This is a genomic window from Vibrio sp. RM-69-4 (genome assembly GCF_024743775.1).
GTDB lineage: Bacteria > Pseudomonadota > Gammaproteobacteria > Enterobacterales > Vibrionaceae > Vibrio > Vibrio anguillarum.
In genome coordinates, this window is sequence record NZ_JAMQXI010000064.1 from 130,064 (window position 1) to 156,953 (window position 26,890).

At 45.6% G+C, this 26,890-nt stretch carries 21 protein-coding genes; 14 read left to right on the forward strand and 7 right to left on the reverse strand.

Annotated features, from left to right (window positions below):
- Positions 1-130: 130 nt before the first annotated feature.
- Complete coding sequence (locus NB504_RS10155) at positions 131-745, forward strand: LysE family translocator (protein WP_013868407.1); 615 nt, start codon at positions 131-133, stop codon at positions 743-745.
- A gap of 82 nt (positions 746-827) precedes the next feature.
- Here NB504_RS10155 and NB504_RS10160 read toward each other — a convergent pair whose 3' ends face one another.
- On the reverse strand, positions 828-1,037 hold the full coding sequence (locus NB504_RS10160) for a hypothetical protein (RefSeq protein WP_258428815.1): 210 nt from the start codon (positions 1,035-1,037) through the stop codon (positions 828-830).
- A gap of 318 nt (positions 1,038-1,355) precedes the next feature.
- Here NB504_RS10160 and hcp point away from each other — a divergent pair, with 318 nt between their 5' ends.
- Both hcp and NB504_RS10170 read left to right on the forward strand, forming a co-directional pair.
- Positions 1,356-3,017: a hydroxylamine reductase gene (gene hcp, locus NB504_RS10165; RefSeq protein WP_258428816.1), complete on the forward strand. Its 1,662-nt coding sequence runs from the start codon at positions 1,356-1,358 to the stop codon at positions 3,015-3,017.
- A 95-nt stretch (positions 3,018-3,112) separates the two neighbouring features.
- Entirely contained in the window at positions 3,113-4,168 is a 1,056-nt protein-coding gene (locus NB504_RS10170; RefSeq protein ID WP_258428817.1) for a hybrid-cluster NAD(P)-dependent oxidoreductase, read from the forward strand.
- Positions 4,169-4,274: 106 nt separating this feature from the next.
- Here NB504_RS10170 and NB504_RS10175 read toward each other — a convergent pair whose 3' ends face one another.
- Positions 4,275-5,717 carry a glyceraldehyde-3-phosphate dehydrogenase gene (locus NB504_RS10175; RefSeq protein WP_258428818.1) on the reverse strand — a complete coding sequence of 481 codons (1,443 nt, stop codon included), beginning with the start codon at positions 5,715-5,717 and terminating at the stop codon, positions 4,275-4,277.
- Positions 5,718-6,232: 515 nt separating this feature from the next.
- On the opposite strand from NB504_RS10175, the gene NB504_RS10180 reads away from it, so the two are divergent.
- The 6 genes from NB504_RS10180 to NB504_RS10205 all read left to right on the forward strand — a co-directional run bounded on the left by NB504_RS10180 (position 6,233) and on the right by NB504_RS10205 (position 16,149).
- A complete protein-coding gene (locus tag NB504_RS10180) occupies positions 6,233-8,899 on the forward strand; it encodes an ATP-binding protein (protein WP_309303443.1) in 2,667 nt (888 codons plus the stop codon).
- A gap of 112 nt (positions 8,900-9,011) precedes the next feature.
- Positions 9,012-9,428, forward strand: coding sequence for a hypothetical protein (locus NB504_RS10185; RefSeq protein WP_258428820.1), 417 nt, complete (start codon positions 9,012-9,014; stop codon positions 9,426-9,428).
- An 82-nt stretch (positions 9,429-9,510) separates the two neighbouring features.
- Positions 9,511-10,923 (forward strand): TolC family protein, encoded by a 1,413-nt coding sequence (locus tag NB504_RS10190; protein ID WP_258428821.1) that lies wholly within the window; start codon positions 9,511-9,513, stop codon positions 10,921-10,923.
- Between the two features lie 9 nt (positions 10,924-10,932).
- A complete protein-coding gene (locus NB504_RS10195) occupies positions 10,933-12,435 on the forward strand; it encodes an efflux RND transporter periplasmic adaptor subunit (protein ID WP_258428822.1) in 1,503 nt (500 codons plus the stop codon).
- Entirely contained in the window at positions 12,432-15,560 is a 3,129-nt protein-coding gene (locus NB504_RS10200; RefSeq protein ID WP_258428823.1) for an efflux RND transporter permease subunit, read from the forward strand. The genes NB504_RS10195 and NB504_RS10200 overlap by 4 nt, the downstream gene beginning before the upstream one ends.
- Positions 15,561-15,636: 76 nt before the next feature.
- A complete protein-coding gene (locus tag NB504_RS10205; protein WP_309303444.1) occupies positions 15,637-16,149 on the forward strand; it encodes a cupredoxin family protein in 513 nt (170 codons plus the stop codon).
- 76 nt (positions 16,150-16,225) lie between these two features.
- On the opposite strand, the gene NB504_RS10210 is transcribed toward NB504_RS10205, so the two are convergent.
- On the reverse strand, positions 16,226-16,669 hold the full coding sequence (locus NB504_RS10210; RefSeq protein WP_010319355.1) for a dCMP deaminase family protein: 444 nt from the start codon (positions 16,667-16,669) through the stop codon (positions 16,226-16,228).
- An 849-nt stretch (positions 16,670-17,518) separates the two neighbouring features.
- On the opposite strand from NB504_RS10210, the gene NB504_RS10215 reads away from it, so the two are divergent.
- The 4 genes from NB504_RS10215 to yddG all read left to right on the forward strand — a co-directional run bounded on the left by NB504_RS10215 (position 17,519) and on the right by yddG (position 20,616).
- Positions 17,519-18,505 (forward strand): Gfo/Idh/MocA family protein, encoded by a 987-nt coding sequence (locus NB504_RS10215; protein ID WP_088733164.1) that lies wholly within the window; start codon positions 17,519-17,521, stop codon positions 18,503-18,505.
- A 30-nt stretch (positions 18,506-18,535) separates the two neighbouring features.
- Positions 18,536-18,934 carry an OsmC family protein gene (locus tag NB504_RS10220; protein WP_026028175.1) on the forward strand — a complete coding sequence of 133 codons (399 nt, stop codon included), beginning with the start codon at positions 18,536-18,538 and terminating at the stop codon, positions 18,932-18,934.
- 171 nt (positions 18,935-19,105) lie between these two features.
- Positions 19,106-19,705: a sugar O-acetyltransferase gene (locus tag NB504_RS10225; protein ID WP_258428825.1), complete on the forward strand. Its 600-nt coding sequence runs from the start codon at positions 19,106-19,108 to the stop codon at positions 19,703-19,705.
- The gene (gene yddG, locus NB504_RS10230; RefSeq protein WP_258428826.1) at positions 19,702-20,616 is read left to right on the forward strand and encodes an aromatic amino acid DMT transporter YddG; all 915 of its coding nucleotides are present in this window, start codon (positions 19,702-19,704) and stop codon (positions 20,614-20,616) included. The genes NB504_RS10225 and yddG overlap by 4 nt, the downstream gene beginning before the upstream one ends.
- Before the next feature lie 76 nt (positions 20,617-20,692).
- Here yddG and NB504_RS10235 read toward each other — a convergent pair whose 3' ends face one another.
- On the reverse strand, positions 20,693-21,589 hold the full coding sequence (locus NB504_RS10235) for a cation diffusion facilitator family transporter (protein ID WP_017043151.1): 897 nt from the start codon (positions 21,587-21,589) through the stop codon (positions 20,693-20,695).
- A 219-nt stretch (positions 21,590-21,808) separates the two neighbouring features.
- Complete coding sequence (locus NB504_RS10240) at positions 21,809-22,687, reverse strand: LysR family transcriptional regulator (RefSeq protein ID WP_010319645.1); 879 nt, start codon at positions 22,685-22,687, stop codon at positions 21,809-21,811.
- A 213-nt stretch (positions 22,688-22,900) separates the two neighbouring features.
- Between NB504_RS10240 and NB504_RS10245 the strand changes: the two genes are divergently transcribed.
- Complete coding sequence (locus NB504_RS10245) at positions 22,901-23,482, forward strand: class I SAM-dependent methyltransferase (RefSeq protein ID WP_038198459.1); 582 nt, start codon at positions 22,901-22,903, stop codon at positions 23,480-23,482.
- 318 nt (positions 23,483-23,800) lie between these two features.
- On the opposite strand, the gene NB504_RS10250 is transcribed toward NB504_RS10245, so the two are convergent.
- Both NB504_RS10250 and NB504_RS10255 read right to left on the reverse strand, forming a co-directional pair.
- Positions 23,801-24,736 (reverse strand): LysR family transcriptional regulator, encoded by a 936-nt coding sequence (locus NB504_RS10250; protein WP_199871549.1) that lies wholly within the window; start codon positions 24,734-24,736, stop codon positions 23,801-23,803.
- Positions 24,737-24,869: 133 nt separating this feature from the next.
- The gene (locus NB504_RS10255; protein ID WP_258428846.1) at positions 24,870-26,843 is read right to left on the reverse strand and encodes an acetoacetate--CoA ligase; all 1,974 of its coding nucleotides are present in this window, start codon (positions 26,841-26,843) and stop codon (positions 24,870-24,872) included.
- Between the last annotated feature and the right edge of the window lie 47 nt (positions 26,844-26,890).

A 26,890-nucleotide genomic window follows, 5' to 3' on the forward strand; every position in this document is an offset into this window, starting at 1 on the left:
TACGCCCATTGGGTGCAACGGCTCACCTGCAATATCAGGCCGTTTGGGCAGCGCCACATTCAGGTAGCGTTATGCGAGTCATTTCGTTATCGTCATTACCTTAAATCACCGAAACAACAGCGAGAAATCCATGACATTCACCGTTTGGTTATCACTATTTACCATTTGTATTTTAGGCGCGATGTCGCCAGGGCCAAGCCTAGCGATGGTGGCCAAACATAGCCTCGCTGGTGGGCGTAAAAATGGGTTTGCAACGGCGTGGGCGCACGCATTTGGTATTGGTGTCTATGCCTTCATTACCTTAATTGGCTTAGCGGTTGTACTGCATCAATCCCCCTTACTGTTTAAGACAGTAGGCTATGCAGGCGCGTTGTATTTGGCCTATTTGGGTATCAATGCATTACGTTCAAAAGGGGGCGTGGCGGCTAAATTAGAATCGGGTGAGACAGTCAGTGTGTGGCAGTCGGCTAAAGAGGGATTATTGATTTCTCTGCTTAGTCCTAAAATCGCGCTATTTTTCATCGCGTTATTCAGTCAATTTGTCGCCATCGGCAACGAACTGAGTAGCAAAGCCATTATTGTGTTAACACCATTTTTAGTGGACGGGCTTTGGTATACATTCATCACCTTAATTCTTTCTAGCCCAATATTACTCGATAAACTGCGCGCGCGTGCCGTATTGATTGACCGTTTGTCGGGCGTAGTACTGATTGCGCTTGCCATCCGCGTCGTCATGACTCTTTAGCTAATACCAAAAAAGTGGGAGGAAATGCCTCCCGCTTCTAATGAGTTTCGCCGTGCCAATGAAAGAGTGCGAATAGAGTTGTTCATCGATAGTGTACTTGAGTTTTTTCTTCATATTCACCTTCAATAACGTAGCCGCTTTTTGGTGTAAAGGTGTGGCGCTTGAGCTGCTTTTCTATACGTTTGCCAGTGATGATCGCTGCAATAGCGAGAGGAATGGCGAGCAGCAAACTCAGCATCAACGCGAAAAACCCTACAACCAGCGCAAATGTAGTCACAATAAATCTATTCATAATCTGTACCTCTTTCTGAATTGAAGCTAGGTTAACGCAGCCAAGATGAATCCAACATGAATGTTGCGTCTCCATTTTTTTGGAGTTGCATGGACCTTCCACAATATTGGGACGCTGGCAGACAGTTCAAACTTGAGTCATTTTGACATTTTGGTGTCTTTGTTTGTGATTTTTTAGTAGTCTGATTGACATATTTATAATGTGGTTTTTATTGATATCCATTAAAAAACAAACGGTTATATGTTGGCATACATTATGCCCTAGAGGCTTAGGATAATAAGCGTGATCGACACGCCTTAAATAACTGGAGCCAAAATAATGTTCTGTATTCAATGTGAACAAACCATTCAAACCCCTGTGGCAAAAGGCTGTGCCTACTCTCAAGGCATGTGCGGTAAAACCGCTGAAGTTTCAGACTTACAAGATGTATTAGTGTATTCATTACAGGGTGTCTCTTTTTGGGCCAATCTAGGTCGAGCATGTGGTGTGATTGATCAAGAAATTGACCAATGGGCTCCCAGAGCCTTCTTTGCCACGTTAACCAATGTCAATTTTGATCCTGAACGTATCCTCGAACTTGTTCAAGACTCCACTCAGTACCGCCAACGTTTGGAAAAGAACGTGAGAGCCGCTGCGGTATTAACTGGATTTGAATTGCCAGAGCTGTCTGCTGCGGCAAAATTTGAATTACCACAAACCAAAGAGGCGCTGTTGGCCTTTGCACCGATAGCGGCCGTTAACCGTGGGCGTGAAAGCTTGCATGAAGATGTGATTGGTTTGCGTTTACTTTGCTTATATGGGTTAAAAGGTGCGGCGGCTTACTTAGAACACGCTCGCGTTTTAGGCCAAAGTGATCAAGCCGTGTACGCTGAATACCACCAAATTATGGCTTGGCTTGGCACTGATCCAACCGACCTGCAAGCTTTACTCGATACGGCAATGCAAATTGGTATGGTCAATTACCGCATTATGGAGATGTTAGACACGGGTGAAACCGAAACCTTTGGTCACCCTGAACCTACGAGCGTCAATGTGAAAACAGTGGCGGGTAAGTGCATTTTGGTTTCCGGCCATGACTTGCATGATCTGGAAAAAATTCTGCAGCAGACTCAGGGCAAAGGCATTAATGTTTATACAAATGGTGAGATGTTGCCTGCTCACGCTTACCCGCAGCTAAAGAAATATCCGCATCTTGTGGGCAACTATGGTAGCGCTTGGCAAAATCAGCAAAAAGAGTTTGCTAACTTCCCCGGTGCAATCGTGATGACATCAAACTGCTTGCTCAACCCGAATGTGGGGCAGTATGCCGACCGCCTATTTACCCGCAGTATTGTCGGCTGGCCGGGTGTGGCGCACGTTGAAGGTGACGATTTCAGTGAAGTGGTCGAGTGCGCGTTAGCCCAGCCCGGTTTTAAACACGATGAAATAGAGCAACATATTACGGTTGGTTTTGGTCGTAATGCATTGATGGCGGCCGCGCCAGCCGTGATTGAACAAGTCAAACAGGGCCACATCAAACACTTCTTCCTTGTAGGAGGTTGTGATGGTGATAAATCTGAACGCAGTTACTACACTGATTTCACGACGCAAGCGCCGGAAAATAGCCTCATTTTAACGTTGGCGTGTGGCAAATTCCGCTTCAATAAAAATCAATTTGGTGACATCAATGGCATACCGCGGTTATTGGATGTTGGCCAATGTAACGATGCGTATTCAGCGATTCAACTGGCACTCGCACTGGCCAGTGAGTTTGATTGCGGTGTGAATGATCTCCCACTGACATTGGTTCTTTCTTGGTTTGAACAAAAGGCGATCGTTATCCTACTGACGCTACTCGCGTTAGGTGTGAAAGGAATTTATACCGGCCCAACCGCACCAGCATTCCTCACCGAAAACTTGATGAAGATTTTGCAACAAGAGTTCGATCTGCGAGGGATCACTACTGCTGAGAATGATTTGAAAACGATTTTGGCTGCGTAATCGTCAACGTTAGGCTCTGCGTGTTCAGAGCCTAATGCCGCTTAAGATGTTTGAATAAAGCATGATTTGAAAAAAGTATTATATGAGGGATGGGTATGTCAGCTTGGGCTTACCAAGATGTGCTTGAACTAACTTGCCGCCGAAAATGGGCAGAAACTGAGGAAAGCGTCAGTTTTGAACTGGCCTCGAAAGAAGAGAACGCCTTTCATTTTAAACCGGGTCAATTTGCAACTTTAGGCTTTGAATTACCAGAAGGCGTGGCGTTTCGTGCTTACTCCATCAGTTCAATACCACAGCAAAACTTTCTGCGCTTTACGGTTAAACGAGTAGTAGGCGGAAAGGTTTCAAACCATATTGTCGATGCATTGAGTGTTGGCGATACGGTCTCGGTGCTACAACCGCAGGGTGCATTTAACAGTGTAGATTGCGCGCCGAAACGAAAAGTGACACTGATCAGTGCGGGTTGTGGTGTTACCCCTGTGATGGCTATGGCGCAACAATGGCTGCGACAAGGCGATATTGAGATTGATTTTATTAATGTCGCCAAAAGTGTTTCCGACACCATTTATTACGCAGAGATGCAACAACTAGCACAATGTTATCCGCAGTTTCATTTAAAACTTCTGCTCAAAGAGACGAAGGGCAGCTCGCATCAACAAGGGCGGCTGAGTCAGGCTTGGTTGGTCCGATTGTGCCCTGATATTGCCGAGCGCAGTGTGTATCTGTGCGGTCCCGTTGGTTTTATGCAAGATGTTAAAAGCTACCTACAACAGCTTAATTTTGATATGGCACACTTCTTTGAAGAGAGTTTTACTCCATCAGTGTATGAAAGCGAAGTGAGCCACCACAAACAAGAGAGCTCAGATCAAGACGAGATTGAGCCTCAGGAGGTGACAGTCAGCACGCCAGCGTTTGCATCATCCGTGACCGTGAAAAAGGGCAGTTTACTGCTCGATGCTTTAGAGAAAGGTAACGTACCAGTGATTGCGGCTTGCCGAAGTGGGATATGCGGATCGTGCAAATGCAAAGTGAAGGTGGGTATGGTCGAGAGTTTGAGCACCGAAACATTGAGTGCACAAGAGATTGAACAAGGCTATGCCTTAGCGTGTTCAAGCAGATTAGTTTCGGACGTTGAAATCTCATTGAACTGATCACTTCATAAAAAAGCCGCCTTATATCAAAAGGCGGCAAGCAGGGGGAGGTGAGATAAACACTCACTATTATTATGTTGTGGAGATAAAAACAATATTAAGCCGTTTACTGGGCTATAGCTGGGAAAGTTCGGTAACGAACGCCCATCATCTGCTCCATACAATGTACAACTTGGCCGCTGTAGCCAAATTCATTGTCATACCAAATGTAGAGCACGCAGCGGTTGTCTTGAGCGATCGTCGCTGCACCATCAACCACGCCAGCATGGCGAGAGCCAACCAAATCACTGGAGACAATTTCTGTGGAGTCGGTGTAATCAATTTGCGCTGAAAGTGGCGAGCTAAGCGCCATTTCACGTAAATACGCGTTAAGATCTTGCTTATTCACTGCATTGGCTAAGTTGAGGTTAGCCACGGCCATCGACACGTTTGGCGTGGGGACACGAATCGCATTACCGGTTAACTTACCAGCGAGTTCAGGTAACGCTTTTGCAACCGCTTTGGCGGCACCCGTTGAGGTTAACACCATGTTGAGCGATGCGCTGCGGCCACGTCGTTCACCTGAATGGAAATTGTCGATAAGGTTTTGGTCATTGGTAAAGGAGTGCACCGTTTCGATATGGCCAGAAAGTACGCCATATTGATCATGAACTGCTTTCAATACCGGTGTGATAGCGTTGGTGGTGCAACTGGCGGCTGAGATAATGGTGTCTTCGGGCTGAATATCAGCGTGGTTTACGCCGAACACGATATTTTTAATCTCACCTTTGCCGGGTGCTGTCAGCAGCACCTTGCTTGCCCCTTGACAGTCCAAGTGTTGACTAAGCCCTTCGCTATCACGCCAAACACCAGTATTGTCGACCACTAACGCGTTATGAATACCATAGTGTGAATAATCAACCTCTTGTGGCTTATTGGCGTAGATGATTTGGATATAATTGCCGTTGGCAATAATGGCCTTGCGAGCCTCATCGATGATGATGCTGCCGTTAAACTGGCCATGAACTGAGTCACGGCGTAGCAAGCTTGCCCGTTTTTCTAAATCTCCAGCTTTACCCCCACGAACGACAATCGCTCGCAAGCGCAGTGGATAGCCCGGGCCACTTTTTTCTATCAAAAGACGAGTCAGCAAGCGACCAATACGACCAAAACCGTACAGCACCACATCCTTAGGCTCACTGAGTGTTTCACCATTCAACGCACCATTAAGCGCCGTTAGCAGGTAATCCTCAAGGCCATGTTCATCATCATGTTGTTGCCAAAATTGATGAGCAAGTTGGCCAATGTCGATACGACATGGCGACAGAGCAAGCGTGGTCAACTTTTGTAAAATCGGCATCGTTTGCTGGGTTGAAAGCGCCTCGCCCGTGTAGCGACGGACAACGCGATGTGCTTTGATGATATCAATGGTGGTGGCGTTGATGAGTGTTTTTCCAAATAAAACCACTTCAACACCTTGTTGGCGATAAAGCTGACCGATGAGGGGAGACATAGATTCAGCAATCGTTTGGCTGGCTTGCCAGTCTGAGAGATGTTTCTCTGGGCTCATATTGACTTGGGACCTTTCACGTTATGTTAAGCAGTAATGTTCACAGTGTAGGGCTGGTGAACGCGTATCTTGCACGGTCATCTGTGCTGAGATACAAGTCGATGTTTATTGTTGTTTTTATGTGGCCGGATTGTAAATGTGGAATGGTTATTCTGCTAGCAAAAATAATGGCGACATTTTTTACTGAAAACTAGGTAAAAATCAGCGTATTGAGTGGTTTTTGGCGGTGGTTAGAGATATTGACAAATTCTAAAGTCGCGACTTATTTTGTGATGATAATGGTCTGCTTCAAATATTTGATGCCTGAGGTTTTTCCTTTTTCATAAAAATGAGATTAGATTCAAATTGTTATCTTAAAATGTGGTGAGTTTTCGGCTAATTCACCATCACGCTTAGAGGGTGAATAGTGACGGGCAACGCTTTCGTTACTGCGCTGGTTTTATCTTAATAAGAGCGCAGACGCATAAAATAACGTCTACTATTTAACCATTGGCTAGGATGTATTACTTCCAAGGATGATAACAATGGTAATACTTACCCACTTCTCAATTAAGGCACGCTTGTTCTTACTCTGCCTCATACCAACACTGGTTATTCTGGCTGTGGCATGGCGTCTATTCCTCCCATTTGAAAGCCGTTTAGACACATACCATGTGTTGAACCAAAAGATTGGGGCAATCAATCAGGTCACCACCGGTTCTGCCCTTTTTTATACCTTGCTCAGTGCGCAGCTGCGCAGCGAAAATAGCGAGGACTCTCGGCCGCAGCTCAAGCAGGAGTTAGCTGAATCGCTGGATAAAATTGTGCTGGATACAGGTTCTACAAATAGTCATTTTGGGAGTAAAAGCAACCGTACATTGATAGAAAACCGTGTGCTTGACCTTCACCATTTGTTGGATGAGTTGCCGTCGGCCTCACAAAGCGAGACCCTAGAATTAGGCCGCCAAGTATTTAATCTTTTGTATGAAGTGATGGCCGAGCTGCAAAAAACCAACAGTTTTCTTGCGCCTGTTGATATCCATACCTTGGATCTGGTGTATAGCGACCTGCATTGGTTTGCATTTTGGGTGCAAAAAGAGGCGTGGTTAATCAAAGAATTAACCATGGATCAAGAGGTGTTTCAATCTCGACAAACAGAATACTTTCAAGCTGTTGAGCGCCAGCAACAATACTTCGAACGTATCATTGATAACGGCGCTCAACTCGAACAACTGGTGCAGTTGTTTACGCAACCTGAATTTCGCCAAGCCGCCTTGATTCGCGAAAAAATCGTTAGTAATGAAGCCGATCCTCAAGCATTAGCTTCTTATGTCAAAAATGTGGAAGAGCGTTACTTGGTGATAGATAAACTGGTGCAAAGTGTCAACCAACACTTATCGGCTCAACTGAATGTGCGTCTCCAGCAAGAAAAAATGAGTATGTTAAGTATATCGGCATCGCTGTTGGCCGTGTTGGCGCTGCTGTTTGTGCTAGGAGCAAGTACCTCATCTCGTATCTCGTCAAAGCTCAAGCGGATCATCAATACTATGAGTCGATTGCATGAAAAGCAGAACGGCATTGAACAGATCCCGATTGATGGCAAAGATGAGTTTTCCCGCTTTACGATCAATCTCAACCATATTATTGAGAAACAGCAACAGTACGAGAGTGCTTTGGTGGAAACAAAGGAAGCGGCAATTGCCGCTAATCGAGCCAAAAGCGCGTTCTTAGCCAATATGTCGCATGAGATCCGAACGCCTCTTAATGGCATTATCGGTATGATTGAAATATTGTCACGCAGCGAGTTTACGGGGAATGAGCGTGAAATCCTGGCCGATATTGATACCTCTTCGCAAGCGTTGCTGATCTTGATTAACGATATTCTCGATTTATCTAAAATTGAATCAGGCAACTTGGAGCTTGCTCCGCATCGCTTTGAACTCGCTGAATTGGTATACGACACGGTGAACTTGGTGAACGCGAAAGCATTGAGCCAGCATATCGAGCTTAATATTTATCTCGACCCTGCATTACCTCGTTTTATCATCGCGGATGAATATCGTCTGAAGCAGGTCTTGATGAATTTGTTGTCCAATGCGGTGAAATTTACCAAAGATGGTTATGTCAACACGGGTTTAACCTTAGAAACGGGCGATATAACCTCGATACGTTTTGCTGTATCCGATACGGGAAGTGGCATCGATAAAGAGATGTTGAACACGATTTTTGATCCATTTATTCAAGAAGATAGCAGTATTACCCGTCGTTTTGGTGGGACTGGGTTAGGGTTGGCTATCTGTCGTCAATTAGTTGATCTGATGCAGGGTGACATTCATGTACAGTCCACTAAAGGTTTAGGTAGCTGCTTTGAATTTGTCGTCCCGATTGAGGTTGCCGAAGACCAGCCGCAAGTTGAGCCTCTTGCCATGCAGGCGTTGTTAATTACCAATATGTCTAACTACTCATCCGCTATTCGGCGTGAATGTGTTCAATGGGGAATGCAACTCAATGAAGCGCGTGATGTTGAACAAGCAGTCAAGAGTGGGCTTAGCGCCGTATGTATTTTATATTGCCAAAGCTTAAGCCACAGCGTGCAATCTGATCTCATTGCGCTGCGTAAGCATTTTTCCAGTGTAAAAATAGTGGTTCTGCAGCATCACTTGTTCGTCAACAAAGACGCAATTCATCTTGCGCAGGCAAGCATCACGTTGCCTTTTTTAGGGACGCGTTTTGAACGTGCCCTCAAAGCATTAGTGGCCGATACAGAGACGGATTTAACGCCAGTCGAGGAGAGTCAGTTAGACTACTTAGAGTGCAATCATAAGCGTATTTTGATTGTTGAAGACAATTTGATGAACCAAAAAATCGCCAGCTTCTTCCTTGAAAAAGCAGGGATTGGTTATGTGGTGGCCAACAACGGGCAAGAAGCGGTAGATGCCATCACCCAAGGGGGACATTTTGCTGCGGTGTTAATGGACTGCATGATGCCAGTGATGGATGGCTTAACCGCGACGAAGAAAATCCGCGAATGGGAAAAAGAGCAAGGCGTTGAAAAATTGCCTATTATCGCCTTAACCGCCAGCGTTTTGGAGGAGGATATTAAAAGCTGCTTTGACGCGGGCATGGATGCGTATTTGCCCAAACCATATAAATCCAAGCAACTTTTTGATATTTTTAGCGATCTGCAAGTGGCGAACTCTTGAGAAGATAGCCTAATCGCTATTTTTATCGATTTTCGAAATTTAAATTAATTGACCTTACCCCTAGGGTAAGCTTTAGTCTGTGGGAGTTTTCAGTCAGATAGTGATATTGGATATGCAACTTTCGCTGCATACAATTTGGGTCTCCATGTTGGTGATGATGACGCTGCTTGCTTCAAGCTTAGTGTCTAGCGCACCTTTAATGGCGATCACAATGTCACCGACTTCGGCTGTATCCCATTCAGTGATTGACGATGCAAACCCTCCGCAACACTGCTCAAATATGAACGCTGCGCACCATGATTCCGATGCAAGTGACATGACTTCATCAGCGATGAGTAACGATTGTATGGATCACAGCGACCAAGGTGTTGATTCCTGTTGCAGCGTCATGTGCATGACCACGTTAGCTTTCTTTATCACTGAACACCAACCCTTCACACCTCACGCGGTTTTATTGTTGATCAATGCAGAAGCAACGCGCGGCATTGTGATGGTCGCCCGCTCACTTTACCGTCCCCCTATCGTTTAATTTCCTTTTCATTACGCCTATGGCGTGTTTGTGCGGCCTTTAACTAGGTTCGTGACTCTCTGTTGCATCTCAACCTTTTGCGATGCATGAAAGATGGAATTTTATTGTGAACCTTAAACTCTCTGTGATCGCTTGGTCGATCAGTATAGTGGGCGTTTTATCATTCCCCTTGATGGTGAATGCAGCCCCACAAGCCGCGATGGCTCAGCCAGATTCGCATGCAAAACAATTAGCTCAGCTGATTGACGCTGCATTATCGAATGATGCCGTCCGCAAGCAATATTTTGCTCAATCTCAAGCAATACAAGAAACTGGAATTGCCAGTTCAACCCTAATGGATCCTAAGATCAAAGTTGGCTTTAGTGGTTTGCCCATTGATAATTTTAAGTTTGATGAAGATCCTATGACTAACATTTCTGTGGGCTTAATGCAGCAGTTTGAACGGGGTTTAAGCTTGGCATTACAAGCGAAAAAAGCAAAGCAACAAGCCACTGGCGTTGCGCTTCAGGTTAATTTACGTGAGTTGGAAGTAGCAAACAGCATGACTCAATTATGGTTAGAGTTAGGCTACCAACAACGCGCTGAACGTATCGTGCGGGCAAACCAAACCTTAATGCGTGAGCTGGCTGGTTTTATTGAAACGAACTATTCATTAGGTAAAAGCGAAGCGCAAGATCTGCTGCAAGCGCAGTTACAAGTTTCCAAGTTGGACGAAAAATTACAAGCCAATCAACAAATGCAGCAACGCATTGTGTCGCAATTATCCGAATGGTTAGGTAGCGCTTGGTTGGTTGAACAGCCTATGTTAACCGCTGAAGAGTCAGTGAACTGGTCCCGTTTAGATGCGCAATTGGCTACGGTTAACGACAGCACCACTCACTACGCTTTGTTGGTCACTCACCCGATGGTCGGCATGGCAGAAACGGCAATTCACACCAACCAAACGCAAGTCGAAATAGCACAAACGGCCTATCAACCTCAGTTTGGTGTGGAAGTGATGTACGCCTATCGCCAAGCAAGCAGTATGCAAGGCGGACCCGCAGCCGATATGGTTAGTGCTTATCTCACCATGGATATCCCGCTGTTTACGGGGAGCCGCCAAGATAGAAACCACGCTGCGGCGCAATATCAAGTGGGCGCGGCTAAATCACAGCGTGATGTTCTATTGGCGCAGATGAACGCCAAAGTGAATGCCTTATTGGTTGATAAAACGAACCTCGAACAGCGTTTATCGCGCTATCAAACCACCTTACTAACGCAAGCGAAAGCCCGCACTCAAGCGGTTGAGAGAGGCTATGAAAACAATACCTCCCAGTTTAATGATGTCGTCAGTGCCGCCAGCGATGAACTAGCGCTGCAATTAGAACAAATGCGCCTAATGACCGATTTAAATCTAACCAAAAGTAACCTTGCTTATCTGTTAAATGGGTTCGATTTTCAAGTTAGCGCTCCTTCACTTACGTCTGTAGAAACACTCACGCCTGTAGAAAAGTAGGAGAATTCAATGAAATCATTAAACATAGCCGTACTTTCCTTAGCGATAGGTGGATTACTGGGGTTTAGTATCAATCAATACCTGTCTGGTCATGATATGGAGACAATGAACTCAACCAATGCGATGTCTGAACCGCTGTACTGGGTTGCGCCGATGGACCCAAACTATAAACGTGATAAACCGGGTAAGTCACCGATGGGGATGGACCTCATCCCTGTGTACACCGAATCGCCGACGCAAGCACAAGAGAAGAGTGGCACGGTGACCATCAGTGCTGCGGTCGAAAATAACTTGGGTGTGAAAACGGAACCCGTGGTGTTTGCGCAGTTATCTCCACGTATTGAGACAGTGGGCTACATTGCATTTGATGATAGTTTATTGTGGCAAACGAACGTTCGCGTTGCCGGTTGGGTTGAAAAACTGAACATTAATGCGGTTGGAGAGCAGGTTCGTAAAGGCGATGTCTTGTTTACGCTCTACTCTCCGGAGTTGGTTAAAGCGCAGGAGGAACTGTTAAATGCTCATCGAGCCAACCGTGAAAGTTTACTAAAAGGTGCAACCGAGCGTTTGGTTTCACTGGGTGTTGATCGTGCACAGATCAGACAGATTATCGCTCGAGGCAAAGCCACTCAATCGATAGAGGTCAAAGCCATTGCTGATGGGGTGATTGCGAGTTTGAATATTCGTGAAGGGGGTTACTTATCGCCAGCGCAAGCAGTGATAAGTGCAGGCCCCTTAAACGAAGTGTGGGTTGATGCTGAGGTATTCGAGCGCCAAGCACATTGGATTACGTCGGGTAGTTTAGCGTTAATGACACTGGATGCTATTCCCGGCAAGGAGTGGCAAGGGAAGATAGATTACGTCTATCCCATTTTGGATCCGAAAACCCGAACGCTGCGTATGCGTTTGAAATTTCTCAATCCGAAGGGTGAGCTGAAGCCTAACATGTTCGCCAATATCGCTTTGCAGCCCGTATCGCAACAAGCGGTGCTCACCATTCCTAAATCAGCAGTTATTCATTCGGGCGGCATGACGCGCGTCGTACTTGCTGAAGGAAATGGCAAATACCGTTCAGCAAGGGTTGAAGTTGGCCGCGAAGCAGGCGAGCGCCTTGAAGTTTTACAAGGGTTAACGGAGCAAGACACGGTCGTCACGTCGGCACATTTTCTGTTGGATTCAGAGTCGAGTCAAAGTGCTGATTTATCACGTATTAATGGAGTGGAAGCTGCCAATGAAGCTTGGTTAACTGGAGACATCAGTACGCTTATGGCTGATTTCGGGATGCTCACACTTAACTATAAACCGGTAAGTAAATGGGGCTGGCAAGCGGGGCAGATGAACTTCACGGTTGAGGAGGAGTTTGATCTCAGCTTATTTGCTGAAGGGCAAAGGGTTCGATTTCTAGTGGCAAAGCAGGGTGACGAATATGTACTAAAAGCACTGGAAGCGAGTGAGCAGGCAAGTAGTGAGACGAACATTACCGCCGCAGAAACGTTAGGAGGTCAACAATGATTGGTGCGATTATTCGTTGGTCGATCAATAACCGTTTTTTGGTGTTGGTGGCGGCTCTGTTTCTCACTTTGGGCGGACTTTACAGTGTAAAGAACACGCCTGTTGATGCTTTACCGGATCTCTCAGATGTGCAAGTGATCATCAAAACCAGCTATCCCGGCCAAGCGCCGCAGGTAGTGGAAGATCAGGTCACTTACCCACTCACAACGGCGATGCTGGCGGTTCCGGGAGCGGAAACGGTTCGTGGTTATTCATTCTTCGGTGATTCCTACGTCTACATTATCTTTAATGATCAAACCGATATTTATTGGGCTCGTTCGCGGGTATTGGAATATCTAAGCCAAGTGACGCCAAAACTGCCACCCAATGCCAAACCAACCTTGGGGCCCGATGCGACGGGGGTTGGCTGGATCTACAGTTATGTACTGCAAGATAAAACCGGCCAACACGATCTTGCGCAGTTACGCAGTTTGCAAGATTGGTTTTTGAAGTACGAGCTACAAACGGTGAATGGCGTCTCCGAAGTGGCTACCGTTGGCGGCATGGTTAAGCAGTATCAAGTGCAAATTGATCCGGCAAAGCTACGCGCTTATAACCTGACTTTGCAACAAATCAATGCGGCGATCCAAAATGGTAACCAAGAGTCGGGAGCGTCAGTGATTGAGGTTGCGGAAGCCGAACACATGGTACGCACCAGCGGCTATCTGACTAGCATTGATGACATTAAAGCGCTACCACTGAAAGTGACCGATAAAGGAACGCCATTATTGTTAGGTGATGTGGCGGATATTAACCTCGGCCCACAAATGCGTCGTGGTATTTCTGAGTTTAACGGTGAAGGAGAAGCGGTTGGAGGTGTGATCGTGATGCGTTTTGGCGAAAATGCTAGCCAAGTGATTGATGACGTCAAAGCGAAATTGACTGATCTCCAACGCAGTTTACCGGAAGGTGTCGAAATTGTTGCCACTTATGATCGTTCAACCTTGATCAATCAAGCCGTTGAAAACCTTTGGCATAAGCTAGCAGAAGAGTTCATTGTCGTTGCGGTCGTGTGTGCGCTGTTTTTATTCCATATCCGCTCATCACTAGTGATTGCTTTGAGTTTGCCCGTGGGCATTCTATCGGCGTTTATTGTGATGCACTGGCAAGGTATCAATGCCAACATCATGTCACTTGGGGGGATCGCCATTGCTATCGGTGCTATGGTCGATGGGGCGATTGTGATGATCGAAAATGTGCATAAACATATTGAACGCACCCCACTGACCGACAAAAATCGCTGGCAGGTGATTGGCAAAGCCGCTGAAGAAGTCGGTGCGCCACTATTTTTCTCACTACTTATCATTACGTTAAGTTTTGTGCCCGTCTTCGCACTCGAAGGCCAAGAAGGTAAGATGTTCTCGCCATTGGCGTTTACTAAAACCTATGCCATGGCCGCCGCTGCAGGTTTAGCGATCACGCTCGTCCCGGTTCTTATGGGCTATTTTGTGCGTGGCAATATTATTTCCGAGCACAAAAATCCTATCAATAAAGGGCTTGTGGCACTTTATCGTCCACTACTCAACCTGAGTTTGCGTTATCCCAAAAGCATGATTGTATTGGCTTTGGCATTAATGGCTTCCGCTTATTACCCAATGAGCAAATTAGGCAGTGAGTTTATTCCGCCATTAGATGAAGGCGATCTCATGTACATGCCGACAACCTATCCGGGGATCTCGATTGGTAAGGCGCGTGAGCTATTGCAGCAAACCAATAAACTCATCAAAACCGTACCAGAGGTCAAAACCGTGTGGGGCAAAATGGGGCGTGCAGAAACCGCAACCGATCCCGCGCCCTTAACCATGATTGAAACGGTGATCCAACTTAAACCTCGCGATCAATGGCGTGAAGGCGTAACCACAGAATCGCTACGTAAGGAATTTGACAGCTTAGTGCAATTTCCAGGGTTAACCAACGCGTGGGTGATGCCAATCAAAACACGCATCGATATGTTAGCTACAGGGATCAAAACGCCGATTGGTATCAAGATAGCGGGTCCCGATCTCAAACAGATTGAAACCATCGGTGCGCAACTTGAACCTATCCTTAACCGCGTTCAAGGTACGGCATCGGTTTATGCTGAACGTGTGGCTGGTGGACGTTATGTAACGATAGACATCAATCGGTTACAAGCGGCGCGCTATGGGCTAAGCATTAAAGATGTGCAACAAGTGGTTTCAACCGCAGTGGGGGGCATGAATGTAGGGGAAACCATTGAGGGGTTAGAGCGTTACCCGATCAATGTACGTTACCCGCAAGATTACCGTGATTCGGTAGTGAAGCTGCAAAATTTACCTTTGGTGACTCAAAACGGTGCACGTTTGGCCTTGGCCGATGTGGCTGATATTCGCTACGAAGACGGCCCGCCAATGATCAAAACCGAAAACGCACGGCCAAACGGCTGGGTCTTTGTAGATATTGATGGACGCGACCTCGGTTCGTATGTGGCAGAGGCGCAACAAGCGGTAGCGGAGCAATTACAGCTGCCAGCGGGATATTCTCTCGTATGGTCTGGTCAATATGAATACATGGAGCGAGCAAAAGCACGCTTGGGAGTCGTCGCACCGATCACGATCGCAATCATCATGTTGCTACTCTATTTCAGTTTCCGTCGAATCGGAGAAGTGTTGATCATTATGGCGACATTGCCGCTGGCGATGGTGGGTGGCGTGTGGTTGATGCACTACCTTGGCTACAACTTTTCAATCGCCGTGGGGGTGGGCTTTATTGCACTTTCAGGTGTTGCGGTAGAAATTGGCGTGATCATGCTCGTTTATTTAAACCAAGCTTGGCACTACAAAAAAATTGATGCGCAAGAAAATGGTGCGGTCATTGACAGCCAAGATCTCATCAATGCCATTGGCGAAGGAGCAGGACAGCGCGTGCGCCCAGTCATGATGACGGTACTGACAGTTATTATTGGCCTGATCCCGATTATGTATGGCACGGGAACTGGTTCGGAGGTAATGCAGCGCATTGCCGCCCCCATGATTGGAGGCATGGCTTCAGCACTATTGCTCACATTATTGGTTCTACCTGCGGTATTCAAGTTATGGAAAAACCGTGAAATCGCAACACTCAAATAGCGTGCAGCTGGCAAAGTAAAAGCTAAGCACTAATCGGAAAATAAATAGTAACTGGATGAATTTAAGGAAAATCAAAATGAAAAAAACACTAATCACACTTTCACTAGCGTTATTCACCTCTTCTGTCATGGCTGAAATGGACCATAGCAAAATGGATCATGGCAGCATGGTGATGAAGCAAACAGACACGATGAACATGGCGATGGATGACATGTCAGAAGTCGGCATGCCTGCTAAAGGAGCAAAACCCGATAAAGTGGTGCATGTTTTACTCTCGGATGACATGAAAATCACCTTCAAAAAGGAGGTGAATATTGAACCTGATGATGTGGTGCAATTTGTCGTTATGAACACAGGTAAAATTGAGCACGAATTTTCGATTGGTTCAGCCGAGGAGCAGCTAAAACACCGAGAAATGATGCGCCAAATGGGCAATCATAAACACGATGGCGGCAGTGCCGTCACCGTGGCACCGGGTAAAGCGAAACAACTGTTATGGCACTTCCATGGTGATAATAATGTTGAGTTCGCCTGCAATATACCCGGCCATGCTGAAGCTGGGATGATTAAGAAAATTCAGCTTCAGTAAAAGTTGTCACGCTAACTCGTTAAAAGAAAAAACCGCCCTTCCAATTTGGCAGGGCGGTTTTTTGACCATTGATTAATTATTTCAAATCACTGAGCGGTAGCCAGTTTACTTTAACACCCGCTTGTAAAAACATATCTTGGCTGACTTTGATCTTATCACCCCAACGGGATAAAAAGTCTTCTGTTTGCTCTGGGCAGTGTACTGCGGAAATCCCAGTTTGAATGATTTTTGCTGCACAGTTTGGGCAAGGAAAATGTGTCACATAAATTTCGCAACCATCCAAATCACGCTTGGCGAATAGGATGGCATTTTCCTCAGCATGCAGTGTTTTGAGGTATTTCATATCACGATCATCGGTGCCTGCACTGTCTGAAATACCATGCGGGTAACCGTTAAATCCAACCGAAACGATGCGATTTTGCTTCGTGATCACTGCGCCGACTTGCGTGGAGGGATCTTTACTCCAAGAGCCAACAAGTTCTGCCATTTGGTAAAAGCGCTGTGCCCATTTCGAAATCATGTGTTGTTCCTCTGACGATTTTCTTGCATTTCCTCAGTAGCGAGGGAGATGTGTGATTAAGATCGACATTAATATCCTAGTTTTCTCACACTTAGTCTAGAGCAATTCTCATTTCTAAATAGAATTCAGCCGTGCCAATCAGTATTAGAGTGAGAGCTCTATCTCATTTCGTGCGGGTATCTTAGCTGCGGCGATAGGCAATTATAGGATTAAGTTTGTGAGAGATCTCTTACACGTATCGTGAGACTTTAACGTTTCGCTATGCAATAAAAAGAGATTGAATTTCTATAATTATTTGAATTTAAATGATAATTTTCATTCGGTGTCTTTCTGGTAGAGAAAAAACAACAGGTGGGGGATTGCTGAAAAAAGTGAAATCCGTAATCTGAAGTTGTCAGCAGGAAGCGGACACGGAACAGGAAAGACCCAAGGATAGGTCATCTTCAGGACGAAGATTCGATAATTCAGGAAGAATGATCGGCAAGGATAGCGAAAGACATTAGCTGGATGCTGAATAACTAGGATGGTTATCAAGGAAAGTTAATGGACGGTGCAAAGGAAAAGTGCACAAATCTGTCGGGACGACGGAGTTAAGGACACCGCTAGGAAGGCGATGAAAGGGAATGCGCTGAGGGAATTAGCAGACTATCAAGGAATTGATGCAGGGAGCACTTATCAGTAGCTGGATTGCTGCGAGTAAGAACTGGAACCCCACTAAGCGAGAGCTTAGTGGGGTTTTCTTTATTTTTGTTACCTGAAAATAATGGCCACCTGAAAATAATAAGTGGTGAGGTTAACATTGCTTCCTGCGGAGTAACTCCAGATAATAGGTGAAAATAATGAAAGGATATGATGATGATTCGCTTAGCTGTTATTGGAACCAACTGGATTACTGACCAATTTATCGAAGGGGCATTAAAAACGGGGGAATTTCAGCTAGTAGCGGTTTATTCCCGTTCGCTGGACAGGGCGAAACAATTTGCCGAAAAATACGATGCTCCTGCTTTGTTTACTGACCTTAAGAGCCTAGGTGAGAGTGACAATGTGGATGCCGTGTACATCGCCAGCCCGAATGTACTGCATGGTCCACAGTCGATTCAAATGATGCAAGCGGGCAAACATGTTATCTGTGAGAAGCCGCTGGCTTCTGATTTCTCATTAGCACAGCAGATGTATCAAGTTGCCAAACAGCATGGCGTAGTATTATTCGAGGCCTTTATAACCCCACATTTGCCCAATTTTTCCGTTCTCAAACAAGAGCTATCGCAGATTGGCGCTATCCGTAAAGCGGTGCTCAGCTACTGCCAGTATTCCTCTCGTTACCCTAAATATCTTAAGGGTGAGATGCCCAATACCTTTTTGCCCGAGTTCTCCAATGGTTCGATCATGGATATTGGTTATTACTGTTTGGGCTCAGCCATTGAACTGTTTGGTGAGCCTAAATCGGTACAAGCCCAAGCGCATTTACTGGAGACGGGGGTTGATGGTAACGGCAGTGTGATCTTAGGATATGACGGTTTTGATGTGCTATTAATGCATTCAAAAACCAGTGACTCCTATTTGCCGAGCGAAATTCAAGGTGAAGAGGCCGCACTGCACGTTGAGATGATCTCTACCTGCAACCGCATCACGAGAATTAACCGTGGTGGTCAAACCCAAGATCTGAGTATTGAGCAACACGCCAACCGCATGTTCTACGAAGCACACAAATTTGCAGATCAGATACAGAACAAGACAATAGATGAGCAATGCAAATTACGCTCACTCACCGTTTCCAAATTATTGACAGAAATACGCCGCCAAACGGGCGTGATTTTTCCAACCGATAACCTGTAGTTTCATCGCACAGAGAAGAGAGCAAAAATAATGCAAGCTGAAGTAAAGTGGGTCGAAAATTTCAAGTTCTTGGGCCAATCCCAATCTGGTCATTCGGTGGTGATGGATGGCAGTGGTGGTGCAACCGCGCCTAGCCCGATGGAGATGGTTCTGATGGCCGCGGGAGGTTGTAGCTCTGTGGATGTGGTTGATGGCTTAAAATCGGCCAATCAACAGGTCACTGCATGTAACGCCAAATTGACGGCTGAGCGCCGTGAAACCGCACCTCGGATTTTTACGCTAGTCAATATCCATTTCGACGTATCAGGCGTTGATCTTGACCCTAATGTCGTTGAAAAAGTGACGGCCGATTCATTAGAAAAGTACTGTTCTGTCTGCTTAATGTTAGGCAAAGGTGTCACAATGACTCACAGTTGGTCGATTGTTTAAGCCATTCAATCAATAAGACTAGGAAAAAGCAATATGCTCTGATCTTGCCTTTTCCTGTGCGTTACAGGTTGGTTGAAATTAAAGAGGAAAGTGAAACAGTGAGCTTTTCTCTTTTTTCTTTTGTTTATCCAAGTAGTCTAAATACACTAGATGCATAAGGAGGAACGGCTCATGACCGAAATGGAAAAAATGATGAATGGTATGGTGTTTGACGGTGCAGACCCAGAAATGGAAGCCATTCGTAGTAAAGCAGGACATTTACTGTTGCAGATCAACCAATGCGCCGATGCTACAGCCCGCCATCAATTGCAAACTCAGCTATATCGTGAAATTGGCCAACAAAGTGTGGTGCAGCCTCCTTTCTATTGTGAATTCGGTGAAACAATTTCCATTGGTGATGAAACCTTTATCAACATGAATGTCACTATGCTTGATGGCGCTAAAATCACGATTGGTAATCATGTTTTGATTGGCCCTAACACCCAGTTTTATACACCAGCGCATGCTTTGGATTATCGCAGCCGCCGCTTGTGGGAAACATTTTGTAAGCCGATTACGGTTGAAGATGACGTATGGATTGGTGGCAACGTTGTGATTAATCAAGGAGTCACGATTGGTGCGCGTTCGGTTGTCGCGGCAAATTCAGTGGTCAATCAGGATGTGCCAGCTGATAGCCTAATCGGAGGCTCACCAGCGAGAGTGCTCCGTTCATTAAAAGAAATGAATGGAACATCTGACCTGCATAGTTCCGTTAAGGAAGGGCATCATTGAAGCAGCATAAACATACACTATTTGGTGTTGCGGCTATCTTGCTGTGGAGCTGTCTAATGGGGCTAATCAGAACAGTCACCGAGCAATTTAGCCCAATTGGTGGGGCGGCGCTGATTTACACTGTGAGCTCAGTATTTCTGATGCTTGTCATGGGTGTGCCTAAATTCAAACACTTTTCTCTGCGTTATGTTCTGATCGGTGGCGCGCTTTTTGTGAGCTACGAAATCTGCTTAGCATTAGCGTTAGGTATGGCCAATGATCGCCATCAAGCGCTCGAGATGGCGGTGATTAACTATTTGTGGCCAGCCTTGACGGTGTTGTTTGCGGTATTTCTCAGCCGTAAACCCGTCCATATTCTGGTGTATCCAAGCGTTGCGCTCGCATTTGTTGGGGTTGCTTGGACCATTACTGGTGATAGTGGATTTTCGGTGATGCAAATATCGGCCAATATTGCGACTAATCCCTTAACCTATAGCATGGCGTTTGGCGGTGCGATTATTTGGGCTGTTTATTGCAATATCACCAAACAGTTAGCCAATGGACAAAATGCCATTATCCTGTTCTTTATGGGTACTGCTATCGCCCTCTGGATTAAGTATTTTCTTAGCAGCGAAAGCACTTTAGTGTTTAGCGTTCCAGCAACCTTGAATTTAGCGTTAACGGGTGTGGTGATGGGCAGCGGTTATGCACTTTGGAATGTGGCAATCTTGCGTGGCAACATGATTCTATTGGCGACTCTTTCTTATTTCACGCCAGTGATTTCAACCTTGCTTTCATCGCTAATCTTAGGTGTAGCGCTTGGGCTAAGCTTTTGGCAAGGTGTGATTATGGTGACGATGGGTTCTTTAATTTGTTGGTGGGCGACCAGAGAACGTCAATCGACGGTGCAAGAGAAAATGCCAATAGCCTGACATCGCAACAGCTTTGCTATGTATAAAAAAAGCCCTCTCGTTCCCGAGAGGGCTTTTTCCGTTTAATTGAGACTGATTAACGAGCTACGTTCATGGTTAATTGCAGTACGAATGGCAGCTTTGATAAACGCTTATGTAGCGAGCGACGAGTACTTTCGATATCTTCGAGTGCAATCATTTCATTCTCATCAGGGCGAATATCGACATTGACCCACAGCTCATGACCGACTTTAGTCACCGCAGTCAACTCGATATCTTGCTCTGATTCTTCACCTACGGCAATGACACCTTGATCCACGGTTTTACAAATCTCTTTGCTTGGTGACATCATCAACAATTCACGCGTTGCCGATTTAAGCATGTCATAAGGCACTTTGATAAAGTAAAACGACATTAATAGCATCATGATTGGGTCTGCATAGACGGCATATTTTGCCCAAGGAGACAAGGTCATCAACCAAGCGGCAATGAAGCCGACCGTTACCGCGACGCTTAATAGCGTGTCCATTTGCCACTGTTTTACTTCAGCGTCAATCAAACCAGAAGAGTAACGTTTACTCTTGTTGACCATGAACCACCACGCAATCGCACAACCAATCACGTTCACTGTGCCAAAAACAGTTGCGATAGAAGCATCCACTTCTCGACCACCGCTAAACAATGCCATGACAGCCGAGTACAACGAATAACTCACGACTAACAAAATAACGCTGGCTTTGATAGCAATAACCGCAGGTTCTAGCACCGCGCGTCCAAAGGGAAAAGTCGAGTCAGAAGGTTTACGAATGTAGCGTGACGCCACCAGCGACAATAATGTTAACAGCAAACTAACCAGTGAATACACACCGTCAAACACGATAACCAGTGAACCGACAAGCATACCAACCACAAGTCCGCCACCAGCAAAGCCAGAAGCTAAAAGGGCCGAAATCGTCAAAATGCGATTTTCATTATTTCTTGTTCGAGCACACATAAAAGACTACCTGTTGAAAACATGCTGTTATTTTGGCTTAAAGCACGGTTTTGACAATCTCTAAGTGCATTGGTCGTTGGCTTGAATATTGGGAGGTAAGTTTATTTTTAATTAAAACAATTGGTTATGAGTTTATTTGCCTGTCAGGATAATTGACGCTGACTGTCTTCGCTTTAGATTGTTTGAAATGTGGGCATCTTGAAAGCTAAACAACGGAAATTAAAAATCAAACAAATAGTCACGCAACTTATCAGCTAACCAGTTCATGCCAGGGTGTTCGGCCATGCCCGTGGCCGTAAACATGCAGTAATCTTCTTGAGTGAGACCGTAGGTGTGCTTAATCACCGTTAGCTTTTGTTCACGTAGGAAGTGGCGAATTAAAGGTTCTGGCAATACGCCCCATGCATTCTCAGTCAAAATGGTATTGAGCATGTAATCGAAACTGGAAAAGCCAATGTAGCGACGAGAGAAAGGTTGTAATTCGGGGTTATCTTTTTCGTTTAAATAGACCATCACGGCTTGCATTGCTCTGCGCAGCTCTTCGTCGGTGACTCGCGAAATTTTAGTTAGCGGGTGGTCACTTTTGCACACCGACATCATCCGGATTTTACCCAAAGGTTGATAAGTGATCCGCGGGTCGTTGATTCTTTCGTAATCGACGCCAAAGGCAAAATCGACTTGATGAGTGGCAATCAAGTTGGCTAAGTCGCCGCTAGAAGCCAATACAAGGTTGAACGAGGTCGCGGGAAAACGATTATTCAGCTGGTGTGCAAAATCTTGCCACAAGGCATCAGGAAGAGAATCATCACGGGCAATCCACATCTCGGCGTTGAAGCCCCGTGATATTTGCGTACAGGTGTGTTTTATACGTGCAATGGTCACCAAAACACTTTCACAATCTTTATAAATCGCTTTCCCCGCTTCAGATAAGGTCAGGTTGTTGCCAGTGCGCACAAAAAGAGCGGTATCGAGCTCTTTCTCCAACGCTTTAATCGCCATGCTGAGTTTGGTTCGGTTACATTCTAATTGTCGCGCCGCTTCGGAGACTGAGCCTGTGTCCGCGACAGAGAAAAATGCTTCAATTTGAGAAAGGTTCATAACGTTCTCTAAGGCACAATAATGGGTTGATCATAAACAATTTTAGTACCACTGCCTATCTGATGTTCTTCTACCAACTGACGGTTTTCTCGCCAATCAAAGCCAGTTCATCATTTCTTAGTCAAGATTGAGCTGTAACTCTATGAACGTAACACAGTTTTGGTTTATTCTTGGGAAAATTTCCCCAATACAAGAAGTAACACGGAGGCCATGATGGCGAACGAATGGGATGAGTGTGCGGCTCAGTGGGAGCAGGACGAATCCACAACGCTTTTTGCTCAAAATGTGTTTCAGCAATTGCAGAAACGGGTCACTCTCGAAGGTAAACATGTTCTTGATTTCGGGTGTGGTACGGGTTTGCTGAGCCAAATGATGTCTCGCCATGCCAGAGATATTGTCGCGCTCGATGGCTCTGAGGCCATGATTGAAGAGTTGGATAAAAAAGAGTTGGTCAACGTTGAACCCGTGGTTGATTTTCTGACCCGTGGTCTAGTCGCGCAACATCCTGCCTTTCGCAAACAATTCGATCTTGTTGTGGCGTCATCTGTGTGCGCGTTTGTGCCGAATCTTAATGAAGTATTTACCATCATTCATTCTCTATTAGATGAGCATGGCGTTTTTATTCATTGGGACTGGTTGGTTGAAGAAGATGATCCTGACTATGGTCTTAGCCAAAACCAAATTGAGACACAACTGAAAAGCGCAGGTTTTAGCCAAGTGGAAACCGCAGTTGCGTTTGAGGTTAAAAATTCAAAAGGTCTAGCGCCAGTAGTGATGGGCATTGGTAGGAAATAACATCATAAAGTCGATGGTTTTCCAGATTGAGAATGGCTTATTTACATTATTTCACTGTTCCATAATGACCAACTTGCGTAAGCTCTAGCTTGTTGATAAGTGTCATGATAGTCACTCCATAGAAGACTATAAGGCATTGATCACGAATAATTCTGTTTGTTGACTGATAACTCATGGCTAGGGTTAAGCAAAAATAAAAGTACATCAGAAGATAAATAAAGAAGGCCAGCGCAAAATAGTGCTGGCCTTCTTTATTTTAAGCATTGAGCTACTTTATTTTGAGCATTGAGCTAAATTTTCAATGTTGATTCACAAACATCAGTGTGGTTTTTTGAGCTGATCACACAACCATTTCAAAGCTTGGTCGTTCATACTGGGCTTGTTCCACACTAAGCTGTAAGCCACTTTCCCATAATTGAAAGGTAATGGTTTGATGAGCAACTCCCTAGCTTGCATCGCTTGTTCCGCCCAGCGTTTGGAGCAAGTAAAGAGTGAGTCAGTATGCTTGCATAAGATGGCGGCCGCACCAAAGTCAGCAACAACAACCGGAACATGACGAGCTCGATGAGATTGAGCTAAATTCTGTTCAAAAAAAGGTTCAGCCAGCTCTTTGTCCATGATGCCGATATGCGATTGAGCAAGGTAGTGATCGATAGTGAGTACTTCATTGGCTAAAGCATGATCACTACGCATTAAGCAGACCATTTCATCGTGAGCAATCACTTCCCACACGAGTTCTTTATCTCGCGTTGGGGGCTGGCTGATATCGTGTGGCAAAATGACGAAATCAATCAGCCCGCTTTGCAGGGCGTCGAAGCCATAGTGATCTTTCGAGTAGATAGTAAAGGAAGCTTGCGGTGCATGATTTTTTATTACGTTTGTCAAAATAGGAGCAAACAACTCAAAGGCACTTTCTCGCATCGCAAGGCGGTATTTCCCCTGATAGTGTTGAGGTTCGAAATTTGAGTGATGCAGCAATCCATTCATGCTAGAGAGGATTGAATGGACAGTGGGGCCCATTTGTAGCGCGAAAGGGGTAGGTATCAAATGTGTACCGTCACGATAAAATAGTTCATCTTCCAAGAGAATGCGCAATTGCGACAAGTTTTTACTGATGCTTGAAGGGCTAATGCAGAGCTGGGCTGCTGTCTGCGTGACGCTGCGGGTACTGAGCATGACGTGTAGCGCTGTTAAGTGTTTTAAACTGATTCTTGAAAGGTGAATATAATCCATAAATAAAGGCGGTTCCTCCAAACTTTTTCAAAAGCATATCACTGACATACTGACAAATTACACGAAAAGATGCGGGTTATTTGACAAGCTGCCGAAATATTTACCGCTATGTACCTACATCAACTTCCATCGCCTTTTATTTCGAGAATCGTGTTTATGTAAACAGCGCGTGGATTTCTTCTAATACATGAGGATTGGCAATGGCACCTAAGTTTTTGACTGTCTCGCCATGCAGTACTTGCTTCACCGCGAGTTCTACCAGTTTTCCGGATTTGGTGCGCGGGACATCACTGATGGAATGGATCTGCGCAGGAACATGACGAGGGGAGCAGTTTTCTCTTAGGCGCTGTTTGATGGTGTTCACCAGTAGGGTGTTGAGTTCGCACTGTGGAGCCAGTTGTACAAAAAGGATGATCTGCTCATCATTATCGATTTTCTGACCCACTGCGACCGAATCTTGTATTTCAGGAAAGCTATTCACTTGCTGATAAATTTCCGCCGTGCCGATACGCACGCCCCCAGGGTTTAAGGTGGTGTCACTGCGCCCATAAAAACGTATTCCCCCATTGTCGGTCCACTCAACTTCATCACCGTGGTGCCATACACCAGAGAACTTGCTCCAATACGCATCGTGATAACGTTGGCCATCGTCATGCCAAAACCCGATGGGTTGATTAGGGAAACTGTTGCGGCAGACTAACTCTCCCCGTTGTTGTATCACGGGTTGACCAAGGTCGTTAAATACGGCGACATCAAGTCCTAAGCCTGCGCCTTGGCATTCTCCTCGATACACCGGCGATATGGGGTTGCCAAGCACGAAGCAGCCACAAATATCGGTTCCACCCGAGATAGAGGCGAGGTGTAAGTCCGCTTTTATGTTGGCGTATACATAATCAAACTGTTTTGGGTACAAAACCGAACCTGTTGAACATAATGTTTTCAGTGAGGAGAGAGGGTAGTAATCGCTCGGTGAATACGCGGTTTTTTGCAGTGCCTCTAAATATTTGGCCGATGTACCGAACAAAGTGATGTTGGCTTCTTCTGCCAAATCCCACAATACACCCGGTTGCGGATACATTGGGCTACCATCATAAATAACCAACGTAGCACCGCTAGCGAGCGCCGAAACATGCCAGTTCCACATCATCCACCCACAAGTGGTGTAATAAAACACACGATCGTCCGGTTGAATGTCACAGTGTAATTGATGCTCTTTGAGATGATTTAAAATCGTACCGCCAACCGAGTGGGCGATGCATTTGGGTTTACCTGTCGTACCTGATGAGTACAAGATAAACAGTGGGTCATTGAAGCCAACGCGTTCATAGCGTAGCCCACGTGGAAGGTAACTTGCGAGAATCGCATTCCAATCAGAAAAAGCATCGTTAAAATCAGCCGTGAGTGAGCGTTGCTGTAAATATTCGATCTGACAAATGTTGTGTAGGCTCGAAATAGCATCGGCAATCTGACCGTTTTTTTCTTCCATGAGGTGGGTTTTGCCATTAAACGTATACCCATTACAGCAGAATAAAATTTTGGGTTGTACTTGGCCGAAACGCTCCACTACGCTGTCGACACCGAAATCAGGAGAGGTTGATGTCCAAACGGCTCCTAAGCTAGTAGTCGCTAACATAGCCACTAAAGTTTCGGTCATATAGGGTAAGTAACCGGCGACAACATCACCTTTTTCAACTCCATTTTGTTTTAACCACTGCTGGATAATAGAAACCTGATCACTGAGTTGCTGCCATGTTAGCTTCTTGCTTTGCCCATTTTCATTTTTAAACCAAACGGCAATGCCTTCCGGTTGTTGAAACGCATAAGAGAGCAGGTTTTCCGCGTAGTTCAATTGTGCTTGGGGAAACCAAATTGTGTCTCTGGCGGCGGTGAAGTCGTCCCATCTCGCAATCCCCTCACCGTAAATGCAGTTACCACGAAAGCCGATCACATCGCAAAATTGCCACACTTCTAACCAAAATTGTTTTCTCTCGGCAACGGACCAGAGATGCAGTTGTGAGTAGCTTTCTATCGCCTCACCTTGCATATTAATGTGCTCAATAAACTGGTTTAAATTGGACGCTTTGATGCGGTCTTGGCTAGGGACCCAAAGCGGTGTGTGCGGCGTCAAATTTTCTTCAAACATAATCGCGTTCCCTACAACCCTACAAGTGGGTA